The organism is Fulvitalea axinellae (assembly GCF_036492835.1).
Classification (GTDB): Bacteria; Bacteroidota; Bacteroidia; order Cytophagales; family Cyclobacteriaceae; genus Fulvitalea; species Fulvitalea axinellae.
In genome coordinates this window covers 1,221,919-1,234,286 of the sequence record NZ_AP025314.1, presented here as the reverse complement: position 1 = coordinate 1,234,286, position 12,368 = coordinate 1,221,919, and the positions used below count along the sequence as shown (strand labels likewise).

Here is a 12,368-nt window from a genome sequence, read left to right as displayed (position 1 = left end):
TTGGCTTTTTCTTTGAATATCAATATTGATGAAAAGTGTTTAAACAGACCAAAACGGGTTAGCGAAGACTAAAAACAACCGGAAGTCACTCGAAAGGGTCGCCGAAGTGCGAATAAAACTTTTTAACCTCTTTTACACTTAAAAGTCCCTTCTTGGTCTCCATACCTATCATTTTGCACCAGTTCGCTATAGTATCGGGATGCACGCCAAACTCCACGGCCAAGATTTTTTTGCTCTTCGCTTGGTATCTCGGGAAAAGATCCGGTCTCGATCTGGCGTTTTCAGGCTTCATTTCTCGGATTTTCAACCTAAATATAATCCATAAATAGCGAAATATAAGGAAATATAGCGAAGGATAGCGAAATATGGCGAAGTCAGTCCGCGGGTCTCCCCATATTGGAGACTCAATCAGCCACGCATAGACACTTATTCAGAGTTCTATGAGAATCAGACAACTGAACGGACTGGGCCTGACGGCCACCGCCCGCAGACGCATAAAGCACGGTTTCGAGTTTGACAAACTCTTTCCGAAACCCCGGCGCACCGACCCCATCCGGGACCGGGACGGCGACACCTTCGACACCGTAAGGCTGATGAAGGACATTGTCGCCAATTCCCTGAGCGAGACAAGCAAAATCGCCACGGTGCTCAAGGGCGCAAATCTGGAAGAGACCTGCCGGAAGATCTTCGATTTCCTTTACCGGCACGTGCAATACAAGCTCGACTCGCCGGCCGAAGAGCAGTTGCGGAACCCCGCCCGCACTTGGGCGGACCGCCGGACAGGCGTGGACTGCGACTGCTACAGCATTTTCATCTCGTCCGTTCTTTCCAACCTCGGCGTTCCCCATTATTTCCGAAAAACGGCCTATACCGCCAAGCGCGGGTTTCAGCATATCTACGTGGTCGTGCCCAAATACCCGGGCGCGTCGCTGGACTGGAGCCTTTTCCCGAAGCAGTACTATACGGTCGATCCGGTACTGAACCGTTTCAACGAGGAGAAAACGCCCATCGCCGAATACAGGGATTTCAAAGTGACCCTGCCCGCCAAATCGCTTAACGGCTTTTCCGGCGCTACAGGCGCCATGGCCCGGCGGGCCCTACCGCTAAACGGACTCGGCGAAGCCATGTCCGGCAGTATGGACGGCAAAGTCTATTACAGCAAAGAGGCCGAAACGGTACCCGAAGACGTGACGTTTTTCGACGGAGTGGATTATTACGAACGTATCAAAATGCCGGGCTTGGGAGCCCTGAACGGCTGGCTGAAGAAGCTTTGGAGAGGCGTGAAAAAGGTGGGAAAGAAGGTTTGGAAAGTGGCCAAAAAGGTGGTGAAACCGCTGGTCAAAATCGCCGCTCCCATAGTCACCTCCATCATTCCCGGAGGCGGGCTTATCAACGCGGGAATACAGGCGTTCACAAGCGGAGGCGGTTCGTCCTCGGGGGGCGGATCGGCGCCAGCCAACAACAGCTCAAGCCTGATCGACGCGAAAAGAAGGGCGGAAATAATCAAGCGGTACGGAAGGCCGTATCCCGCTCCCGCGTACGGGCCATACAACCCCATCCAACAGCAAATCAGCACGGGCAAAAGCTCGCTTCTGGTCAACGCCCTGATGAATATGCTCAGCAACCAGCGGGCGAAAAAAGGCGGGTACGACGTGAGCAATATCCTCGACCTCGCCAAAAGCGCCGGCCTCAACACCAACGAGGTGCTGAACCTGATCAAGTCCACCGGCATGAGTCCGGAAAACGCCGAGGCCATCGCCAAAAGGATTACCGAGGCCGAAAACGCCAAGCTGAAGGCGGATATGGAGAAGGAACAGTCCAAACTCGCCGAGGCGAACCAACGGATGAAAACGGAACTGCTGAGGCTCAAGGAGAAAAACAGCGTGTCCAACAAGGCGGCCGGACTGGCCCTGAAAGCCAACGCCCGGAACCGCGCCTTCCAATCCCAGATCACGAATATTTTAACGTTGGCCGCCGTCGGCGCCGGCGTCTATTTGATAACCAAGAATTAAATCTCTTATGTCTACCCAAAAACTGACAACCGAGGCCAAGAAAACAGGCGCCACTGTTCTCGGCTTCCTCGGGGGATCTGTCGCCATGAAGAAGATCACCCACCCGGTCGCCGCCCTCGCCGTCACGGCCGCGGGAATTTACGGAGCGGCCAACGCCGCCAGCCCCACGGTGAAAGCGATGGCCACCGGCGCGGCCGTAGCGGGAGGCTTCAAGCTCGTCTCCAACGTGGCCAACAAAGTCCCGGCCCTGAACGCTTTCGTCCCCAACCTCAACGGCTTGGGCGAAGGGCCACAAGTGGTCTACGACCAAGAAGGCAACCCCTACGCCGTGGACGGCGCCGCGATGAACGGCATGGGCGAAATGTATATCGACCCCGAAACGGGCGAGGTCATGGAACTGTCCGGCGCCCAGATGGGCGAGGCCGAGTACGATGATGAGTACGATGAGTACGACGGAACCGCGGGAGTCGGAACCGCCGACGTTGACGAGACAATCTAAGTTAGCCCCAAGGCGAATTTAGTCCACACCATTTCTATCAGAAACAAAAATCCTAAAGACCATAACAATGGCGGATATTAATCAGCACAAAAGAATGGGAGCAAAAAAAATGAACGGCTCCTTCCTCGGAAAAGCCTTGGCCTACATGAAGACCAAGCTTTCCATTTTGCCAAAACAAATCCAGTCGGATTTCCAGAAGAATCTGGTAAAGTTCCGTGACGTGTGCCTGATCCACCGGGCACAGATCGATAACGGAGGCGGTAAATACCCTCTTCTCCGCACGTCGAACAACAAGCGGGTCGGTTATTCCGATTTTCAGGAAGACAAGCTCGAAGGCGGGCAGAACGTGGCGGTGACACGTCTTAAAATCGGCTATTCCATGGTCGCTTCGGGCGATTCGGGATTTGGCGCGGCCAACGAGTCGAACGTCCGTTACAGCGACAAGGCGGCGGATCTGCCCAACGTATTGTTGAGTTCGGTACTCTCGATTACGCAGGATAACAACACCGTTTTCCGCCAGCCGATCAGCGCGTTGGTCTCGGAAGAGTCCATGAGAGGAAACGCGTCCTCGGCGGCTCTTGACCTTGAGATCCCTTTCCTTTTGGTCGAGCGCAAGCCGATCAATGTGGAGATCCAGTTCCCGGAAGGCGAGGGAACCAGCGAAAGCGACAAGCATTTCTTCGAGTTCCAGCTTTTCGGAGTGGAAACGGCGTCGAAATAATCCCGTCTACCCAAAACCCGGAAAAGGGGCGCCCGCCTCTTTTCCGCCCTTTTAACCTCCCGACTTTCCAGCCATGAAGGAAAAAGAATATTACACCGAAACCCACAGGATCAAGATTGGTAACGGAAAAAACTCAGGCGCGAAAAGCCTGAATATCAATCTGCCCTCGACATACAAAAGGGCCGTGGGGCTCGCCCTTGTCGTTCACAGCACCGGTGGACTCGCCGTTCTCGATTTCAGCCTGAAAGACCGAAACAAGGACTATATCAGCCCTACGCCCGTAGAGATGTTCCAGTCCTCCCCTGAAGCGGGTTTGTCCAAAGACAACCGCTATCACGCCATTGATCTGCGGACCGACGCCCCGATTTTAATCGCCTCGCTGAATTACGAGGGCACCACAACCTCGGAAGTGATGGTAAGTCTGGTCTTTCTGATGGAGAAATAATGTCGAACGCCAGAATCATACACAAGACCGTTTCCGAAAACGGCGAGACATGGGATTTGTCCAACACCCGGATGATGACCCTTGAGAACAGGGGCGAAACAACCGCCTTGGTCGGCTATGTCGGCGGAGACGTGTCGATTCCGATAGAGCCGGGGTTAAGCCGTGAATTGGGACTGCCGTTCGGGGATATTCTGACAGGCCATTTCACTGTCAGATTCAAAGAGGGTGGCGAAAACGAGCTTTTAGTAATCCAAACCGTAATCTCGACAGAAGAGAAATTCTAGCATGAAAGCTTTCGGACTCAACAAAAGGATCACGGGCAACGCGGTGAAACCCGTTACCGCCAAGGTCTACGACGGTACGCTAAACTACCCCTCCATCCACCCCAAGCGGGCGGAGAAGGTTCCGGCCGGGCACTGCCTGCTGGATCAGGACGGCAGGGAGTGGCGGGAGTTTGTCGTAAAGGCTTCCGGCAATTTTATCGTCGAGCCTTACCGCGACAAGGAAGGGGCCAATTACCGCCTGTTCGTTATTCCCGAGAGTACCGTAAGCTTCCATATCCATTGGCTAAACCAGACCGAAAAGGTATTGGTAGAGCCGGGCGAGCCTTTCGCCATAGACGTGACCGTTCTGGACGCGGGAGGAACGCTCAGGCACCACGTCAACCACCGTATTTTCCAAGACGATTCCGAGTCGAAGACTCATGGAATGTCTTCATACGAAATCAAGAAGCGTTTCCGCGAAGTCGAAGAGACATTGAACTCGGGCGTGGTGTCCGGGGCCAATATCTTCGTCACCGCCGTAAGCTCTCCCGATCCGTCGAAGACGGTGAACCCCGCGCACGATCCCGAGGCCGTAGGCCAAAACGTGATCAAAAGCCTTGTCACAAACGCCGACACCCTGAACCTGACGGCCGTTTGGGACGGCGGGAAAAACTGGACGGGAAATCTGTCGGTCAACGGCACGGCCGTAGCCCAAAGCCAAATCTCGAAAGTGTCCGGCACACACCGGAGCTTCCAAGCCAATATCACCGGCGTGGACATTACGGGCAAAGACAAGATCGAAATAACGGTAAACGGCGGAACGCTGGAAATCCCGATAGAGCGATTAGCGGCGGCACCGTCGATTTCGGGCGCCACCTTCGGAGCCTATCCCGGCTCGCAGACCGAACTGAAGAACGGCGACCGTATTCCGGTCACCCTCCAATTGGACAAGGCCGGGGCGACCCGGATAGAGTTCGCAAACTTCGGAGCGTTCGGAGCGCAGACAATCAATTGCGGTTCGGCGACGGCCAGCGTAACGGTTTCCGCCTTGGTCAACCATAACCATAGCGGTAACTCGCCCGCCAATTTAGGCCTACGTGTCCGGACCTTGGACGCCAATAACGCCAAATCCGATTGGTTCGAAATTGCGACCGGACTGTCCTGCAACAATCTGACGCCGGGCTTCTCTTTCAGCGTCGCCTATCCGACAGGCCAAACGGCGCTGAAGGACGAAGAGACGGCGACCGTCTCCAACACGGTCAGCAACGCCGACACGGTCGTTTACACGGCCCCGGACGGCCAATTGCTGTTCTTGGATTCGGACGGCTCCTACAAGTCTTCCCGGAACGGCCATGCCGGGCAACTCCGCGTAAAACGCAACAGCATTGATTACGGCTACGCCACGGGGCGGATCACCGCCACCCGAGACGCCAACGGCAAGACGGCCACGAGGGATTTTGATATAAGAATCGCCCACACGGACCCGCAGTTGGCCTTGATCGCCCCGCCGCGTTTGCGCAGCGGCGGTTACGCCGGTTCCTCGGCGCAAACGCATTCTATAAGGTTTTCGGCGAACCAAGACATTGAAACGCTCACGGCGGTGATCGACGGTGACGGCGGAGAGTTGGCCGAGAGCGTCACGAAGCTCGGGCCGAACCTGTTCCAGATCAAAATCCGTATCGACGACGACGTTCCGAAAGGCGCTAAAAACATTCAGGTACAGGCCGTGAATCTGGCCGGCAAGATTGTCAACAAGACCGAAAGCTACACGGTCGGCGGATTCGTAAAACGGAGCCTTACAGTCGCCGCTTTCGCAAGGGAAACGGCTATAGGGACAAACGTAACGGACACTTCGAAACTGCGTTGCTCGAACCGGTCCAAAGGCACGGCGGACAACAATTTCCTGTACAAAGCAAGCTTGGCCGACGAGGCCGACCGCTACACGATAACCGGGCCCTCGGGAACGCATAACCCGAACGGCGACACTTGGTATAATCTCGACGAAGCCAACGCCAACAACAACGCCTCGGGCAATACCGTCATCGAAATCGAGGAACTGATATGAGCGCCTTAGACATTTTCATAGCGACCATAAACGCCGAGCTTCCGCTTAGGTTGGTTCTTCTGCGCGGAGACGAAGCGCCCGCAAGTGACTTGAAAGCGCCGAGCGGTTCGCTGTTTCTCGACCGTTCGGCCGGGAAGTTCTACGCCAATTTTGGGACGGTGGCCAATCCGCTTTGGAGGCCCCTGCTTTCGCATCCGATCCTCGACAAGTTCACCGAAGTAAACGGCAAACTGCTTTACGACGGACAGGAGATCGGGACCAAGTTTTCCAACGAGGCGGTGTTGCTGAAATTCACCGAGGAAAACGGCGAACTGAAGTACAACGGCAACACGATTATTCCGGCGGGATTGCTCAACCGGCTCGATACGATAGAGAGCAATATCACGGCCCTGCAAAGCGCCACGTCCGTTTCGAATGAGGATCTGGACACGCTTCAGGAGATTGTGGCATACATCACGCAGAACCGCGCGGATCTTCAGCCACTGATTGACGGAAGCCATACGCACGGGAATAAAGACGCGCTCGACAAACTGACCGAGAATAACGGCAAACCCGCATTCGACGGCAAAACATTAGCCTTCGCCAAGCGCGAATACGCCACAAGTATTAACGCCGACACCATCCTGAACCTCGAAACGGGATTCACCGGTGGCGGAACACACCCCGACTTTAGCGGGCATAATCACATAGAACTTACCGTTACCGCCGACGCCAACATCGAAATCACCGGCGAACCGGACGGAAAAACGGTGCTGAACATCAAGCAGGACGGCTCCCATATCGTGACCGTCTCGGGTGTTCGACTGCCTTCGGGCGTGGCCTATATCGCCACCCCGGACGGTACGGACAGACTTGAAATCGAAAAAGTATTCGGGACGCTCCAAGCCACCCCGACTTTAGACATATAGCCATGATCAAAGTAGGATTTACACGGGAACACGCCGAAAATTCGATAGCCATAGCGACCGTCGAGTTCCTTCGCAACCAAGGTTACGAACCCCTGAGCCATTACGAAAAAAAGCGGGACAATCTGCTTTCGTTCGGCGATCTGGTTTTTTCCGTGGAGTCCGACACGTTCACATGGCGGACCGTGGCCCACCTTGCCAAGCAGGGCGTCAAATTCGACCGCTTTACGCATTACGCCTTGGTCGATTCGGCGGGCCTGCTGTCCGAAATACCGGCCGGCCACGGGTCCAGAATGATATTCCGAGACCCGATTCAGGAATTGGACCCGGAGGACTTTACTCCGGCCTATCCCGAAATAGCGAGCTTCAACGACAAGTCCCATATCTCCAACCTTGCGGGAAACAGGCATATCGTCTCGCTTTCGGCCTCGGTTCCGGATATGCTAGCCCTGATTGGGGCGGGAATACAGGTGATCGACGGCTTCGGGTTCCGCGGACTGAAGAATTCCCCCGAGTTCACGGCCGACACCGGCCTGCATCCGGTCCACGAAAAGTATCTGGAAAAGGCCAAGGAAAAACTGCGGTACGAAGCCCGCAAGGTGTTGGCCAAAACCGACCATTGGGGGGCCATCGACTATAGAAAGAAACTCAGCGAAGCGGAGATAACGAAACTCGAAAACTACCGCGAATCGCTGCGCTGGGAAAAACTGAAAACGGTCTGTCCGTTCACCTGTCCGATCCCCGAACCCCCCAAAGAATTCTCGGCATGAAACCATTACTCTTACATATCCTGAGCATCGTTATGTCCCTCAATCCCGTCATACCGCCGAATCATATCCGACAGCACCTTCTGGACCCGTACGCGGGCGTAACGGCGGATATTGACGGCAAAATCCGGGACAGTTCCGGAGAGGAAAGGCCCTTGCTCTGGAAGCGGTGCGTCCGCGCCGAAGCCGGGCAAAAGATAATCTTCCCCGAAGCCCCGACGTCCGTAATTCTCGGGCATTGGCGTGACGGTTCCGTATGGAAACGGGACCGTGACGTGACCGCTTGGCTTTCGGGCAACGAGCTGGTGTTTCCCGAAACCGCCGTGTTTAAGTTTCTGACAACAAATACGGGATTCTATCCCTGTGAGGAAGGTGCGGGAGGCCGATTGTATAACACGAAAAACCAACAGCACGCCACGATATCGCTGGAAGGCGGAAACCATGCGGATTTTAGGGCCGAAGACCAAAACGCCCCGGCAACATGGTGCGATTTATACGGATGGACGGGGTATGTAGACCATCAACAGGCTCTAAATTTCATCGTATGGCATTCCGCATGGTCTGGGGCGCATTTTGACTCATATAACGGAAAACCGGCTATGTATGTCTCCGCTTCGAACCATCTCAAGGGACGTAATACAACCAACTTCTTTGCAAAGGATTATAACGCCGTCGGTTTTTGGGATGACCACACCGTAAAAGGGCATTATATCGAATACGAGTATACGTTGCATAATGAGCTTGACGTGCCGATATCGGTCGAAGTGGAAGACACTTTTGCCGTTCCCAATCAAACCATAGTTATCGGGCAGGGTAACCATGCGAAGGTTTCGGGCCAGAGAACCATTAAAAAATCATTATCGTTTGACAAACAGGGGGCATGGAATTTCACGGGGACAAGAATTCTGATCACACTGGTTGCGGACGAGAATTTTAATTGGAATCACCAAAGGGTGTGGATGACTGATTTCCGGATTGTTTCGACGAATCACCCTGAGTTGATCCCAGCCATTCCCGCCAGTTCTGAGAACAAAGGGCGAGACGCTTTGGGCTTTCCTCTTAAATATCCGGGCAAAGCCTCGATCCCTGCACAGTTGAAAGAGGCCCCGTGCTTTATGTCGGGAACAGCTTGGATCGAATATCCGAAAACCCCGGAGTTTCAAACCGACTGGATTGAATTGGGCGCCACGATTTTTTGGGGAGAGGAAGACAGAGGGGTGAATTACGGAACGATTTGGGGTTGGGGTTCGCACGGAAACGCGGGACCGGGTTTGAGGTTATCCGTTGACGCTACAAATAATAAAATTTCCGTATTGGCCAATGCGATTGAACGATCGTTTGACCTGCAAATACTTGAAGGGGTTCATACTATATCCGCAAAGTATTTTCTTAATACTGTCGAGATATATGTAGATGGGGAAAAAATAGGCGAAAAGATCCACGGATCAGCTGTTCAGGCGATTCAGTATGACCCGGATAGCGAATATACCGCTTATACGGTTGGGGTCAGGGGAAAGATGGTTCCGCAACACAGGTATTCCGGACGGATCTTTAACTGTTTCGCGAACTCTTTGGACGCGAACGGCGAGAAAGTCCAGACATTGGTTTCCTCTCCGGTCTCTGAAGGAAACGGGGTGTTTATAGGCAACAAAGCGGGGCGGAATCACGGAGAAATAAATTTGAACGGCACCTCTTCAGCGGAGGCTTGGGGAAGACAAAGCGAATTCTTCGACAAGGAAATTAACGGCTACAATATCGCCGACATCAAATTTGACGGGAGTGCTGTTGGAGTTAGGCTGGAAGGGACTACTCTTGGCCAGCATCTGTTTTGGATAAGTAAAATTACCGACAAGAGTTTTCCCGGACAGGAAATCACTATGAAGGTCAAGGTCAGGCTTTATGGAGGGGTCCGGTTTGTGGCGCTTGTTTTATCGGACAAAAGCAATTTTAGCAACCGATACAAGGAAGCGTATAACACAGTATCCCATCTACCCCAAAATTGGGATGAGTACGAGTTTGAGATTACGGGAGTTTCGCCGTCTAAAAACGTTTTCGCCAACGTCCAGAATCACGCCGTGAACAATATAGGCAGTGTCGTCGAAATCGTCGAGTTTTCGATTAGCTCGGACAGCGTTGTTCCCGCCTCCGCGCTAAATCCGGGTCAGGACATTTTCGGTAACCCGATACCCGCCGAAACCGCCGGAGCCAAACTGACCGGAAGACTCCCGGCCGGAACGGAATACAAGCCAAACCCCGAGGGCCATATCTGGCTTTCGAAATACGGAATCGGCAAAAACCATATTTGCGTAGTGGGAGATCCCGACACCGCCGGGCCCGGCGCCCGCCTGCGCCCCACCGGCGAAAGCGCGGTGTACGAAGAGGAAAAACTGCAACCGCACGAGGCGGAAAGGGCGAACGCGTATTTCGGGGAGAGGAAAGGAGAGAAACCGTTAACAGTCGCCAAGGATTTCAACATTACGGGGCCGGTAATCTCCCAACTTCTCGAAAGCGAACGGATGGCAATGTTGAATAATGAGACATTTTTTCAGGCTTACGCATACCTCCAAAATCAATTTGTCGGATACTCTATAGGTGGCCAACCGGCATCCCCTCTGGGCACTGTAATAACAGATGAAACGTGGCCTCGGGTAAACGGGAAAAAGGTTTTCTACCCATACCCGGAAGGGGTCTATTTCAACTCTCATAGCCATTTCTATTTTGTATTATACGGCACGTACGCCAAAGACGGCGTAACGAGAGAATTCAACGGCTACTATGATATTGAGAACGGGTATATAAACGTGGACTGTGACGAAGAAGCGGGGAAAATTAATTTTTGGGCCAGATGCTACGACACATACCATTTAAGGAATTATATATGGGCAAGCCGAATAATTCTCGATTCCGAAGATTCATCTATGCCAACCGCCCGGTATATGGATCAATACGATTCGCTTAGCTCCGAGCATAAGGAGGCGCTTAACACATTCGCCAAAGGACTCCCCGGCGCTCCCCCGGACATCACTTTTCTTGATCTGCGAGACCACGCAACGCCTGAAATATTAGACGATTCCATTATCGGGTTTTTACAAGGCGATTTGGCCCGGTCGGAAGATTTGACACTGGCGGATCTGAAGGCTGGCGTAATCCCCAAAAAGCGGTTCATAAAGCCGGAAAGCCCACTGTCCATTATACGACGGATCTCAGATGTGAATCTAAGTGCGTGGGGAACCGGAGCGAATGGCTTGGTGAAAAGATTAGAAATCGGTCCGTTTGTCACATTGTCATGAAAGTAACCCAAAAAATATTCGACCTGTTCGGCTTCGGCTCCACGGCTTACGTCGTTCCGGGATTTGTCCGCTCGCTTTTCACCTCAGAGGGTTTCGCCAGCGGACTGGCCACGTACTCGGCCGTTTTGTCGGCCATATGGCTTACGCTCCGCGTTTACGAGGCCGTAGAGAACCGCATCAAAAAAAGAAAAGAGCCATGAGCAGAAAAGGACTTATACCGCAAATTTTCGACGCCCTGCTGAACCCCTTCGGCGCCCGTCCGAACAAGGTCCGGCACCTCACGCCGTCGCCGAGGGTTACGATACCCGGAGCGAAAGCCCCGGCCTACGCCAAAAAAGTGGCGCAAACGTCGGCCAGAGGGATACGGAGAAACGCCCAAGCTATCAGGAATACAGACCGGAAAACAGCGAACAACAGCGCCGTTTTGGTCCGCAAAGCCAATAGCTTGGAAAACGAGATCCGGCGATTGAGAAGCGAGGATTCCCGCCAACGGGGCAGTGACGGAAGCCTGCAAAAGCAGATTCGCCAACTACAGGCGGAAGTAGCCAAGCTCCGCAAAAGCGCGAGAGCCCGAGGGACGGTAGTGCGCCGTCTGCGAACCGGCGCGTCAAGTAGGCCGAAGCTTCGCAGGACGATCCGCAGAAGCGTGTCGCAGAGAAGGAGACGCGGGCTTGTCCGGGTCAAGAAAAGCGGAAGCAACCTGCCGATCAATATCCGCAGATTCCGCAGAGGCAAATACTCGTTTTTCCGCAGGAGGTTCAAAAAGCCAACCTTGCGCAGAACGGTCCGCAAAAGCTATCGCAGACCAAAACTGCGGAGCCTCTTCCGCAAGCCGACCCCGCGCAGAACAATTCGCAGGACAATCCGCAAGAGGTATAGCAGGCCAAGAATACGCAGAGCAATCCGCAGAAGATACGGCAGACCGAAGCTCCGCAGAACAATCCGCAGGAGGTATAGCAGGCCAAAACTGCGCAGAACGATCCGCAGAAGATACGGCAGACCAAGACTCCGCAGAACTTACCGCAGTCCGTTCTTGAGGCGCAGAAGATGCAAAAAGCCTTGCCCCTGCACGAAATCCCGCAGGCGCAGACGTACGCTCCGGGGAACCGGACAGCTCGGTTTCTTCAAAAAGATCTTCAAGCGGATCAGAAAAAGGCTGAACCCTTTCCGCCACATTAACATGGTCAGGAAGATGTTCAAACGCAAGCGCAGATCCCGCGGAAGACGCAAAAGAATGAGCATGGCCCAACTTCGCAGACACATGCGGAGGTCTACGGCGATACGCAGGCCGGTACGGAGAACAGTCCGCAGACCCACGGTGCGCAGGCGCGTAATCCGCAGACCGGTTCGCAGACGCGTGGCGCCCGCGAACTGCTGTTGCGACAAGTAACCTGAAGCCCA

At 53.9% G+C, this 12,368-nt stretch carries 12 protein-coding genes; 11 read left to right on the top strand and 1 reads right to left on the bottom strand.

Annotated elements, in window-relative coordinates; translation table 11 throughout:
• Positions 1-85: 85 nt before the first annotated feature.
• Entirely contained in the window at positions 86-292 is a 207-nt protein-coding gene (locus AABK39_RS04985; protein ID WP_338393813.1) for a hypothetical protein, read from the bottom strand.
• A gap of 148 nt (positions 293-440) precedes the next feature.
• Between AABK39_RS04985 and AABK39_RS04980 the strand changes: the two genes are divergently transcribed.
• The 11 genes from AABK39_RS04980 to AABK39_RS04930 all read left to right on the top strand — a co-directional run bounded on the left by AABK39_RS04980 (position 441) and on the right by AABK39_RS04930 (position 12,357).
• Positions 441-2,012, top strand: coding sequence for a TraB/GumN family protein (locus AABK39_RS04980; protein WP_338393812.1), 1,572 nt, complete (start codon positions 441-443; stop codon positions 2,010-2,012).
• 178 nt (positions 2,013-2,190) lie between these two features.
• Positions 2,191-2,511: a hypothetical protein gene (locus AABK39_RS04975; RefSeq protein ID WP_338393811.1), complete on the top strand. Its 321-nt coding sequence runs from the start codon at positions 2,191-2,193 to the stop codon at positions 2,509-2,511.
• Positions 2,512-2,605: 94 nt separating this feature from the next.
• Complete coding sequence (locus tag AABK39_RS04970; RefSeq protein ID WP_338393810.1) at positions 2,606-3,232, top strand: hypothetical protein; 627 nt, start codon at positions 2,606-2,608, stop codon at positions 3,230-3,232.
• 73 nt (positions 3,233-3,305) lie between these two features.
• Positions 3,306-3,677 (top strand): hypothetical protein, encoded by a 372-nt coding sequence (locus tag AABK39_RS04965; RefSeq protein WP_338393809.1) that lies wholly within the window; start codon positions 3,306-3,308, stop codon positions 3,675-3,677.
• Complete coding sequence (locus AABK39_RS04960) at positions 3,677-3,961, top strand: hypothetical protein (protein ID WP_338393808.1); 285 nt, start codon at positions 3,677-3,679, stop codon at positions 3,959-3,961. Before AABK39_RS04965 ends, AABK39_RS04960 begins: the two co-directional genes overlap by 1 nt.
• Position 3,962: 1 nt before the next feature.
• Positions 3,963-6,005, top strand: coding sequence for a hypothetical protein (locus AABK39_RS04955; protein WP_338393807.1), 2,043 nt, complete (start codon positions 3,963-3,965; stop codon positions 6,003-6,005).
• Positions 6,002-6,913, top strand: a complete 912-nt coding sequence (locus AABK39_RS04950; protein WP_338393806.1) for a hypothetical protein — start codon at positions 6,002-6,004, stop codon at positions 6,911-6,913. The genes AABK39_RS04955 and AABK39_RS04950 overlap by 4 nt, the downstream gene beginning before the upstream one ends.
• Before the next feature lie 2 nt (positions 6,914-6,915).
• Positions 6,916-7,680 carry a hypothetical protein gene (locus AABK39_RS04945; RefSeq protein ID WP_338393805.1) on the top strand — a complete coding sequence of 255 codons (765 nt, stop codon included), beginning with the start codon at positions 6,916-6,918 and terminating at the stop codon, positions 7,678-7,680.
• Entirely contained in the window at positions 7,677-10,967 is a 3,291-nt protein-coding gene (locus AABK39_RS04940) for a hypothetical protein (protein WP_338393804.1), read from the top strand. The genes AABK39_RS04945 and AABK39_RS04940 overlap by 4 nt, the downstream gene beginning before the upstream one ends.
• On the top strand, positions 10,964-11,167 hold the full coding sequence (locus AABK39_RS04935; protein ID WP_338393803.1) for a hypothetical protein: 204 nt from the start codon (positions 10,964-10,966) through the stop codon (positions 11,165-11,167). Before AABK39_RS04940 ends, AABK39_RS04935 begins: the two co-directional genes overlap by 4 nt.
• The gene (locus AABK39_RS04930) at positions 11,164-12,357 is read left to right on the top strand and encodes a hypothetical protein (RefSeq protein WP_338393802.1); all 1,194 of its coding nucleotides are present in this window, start codon (positions 11,164-11,166) and stop codon (positions 12,355-12,357) included. The genes AABK39_RS04935 and AABK39_RS04930 overlap by 4 nt, the downstream gene beginning before the upstream one ends.
• The last annotated feature ends 11 nt before the right edge of the window (positions 12,358-12,368 follow it).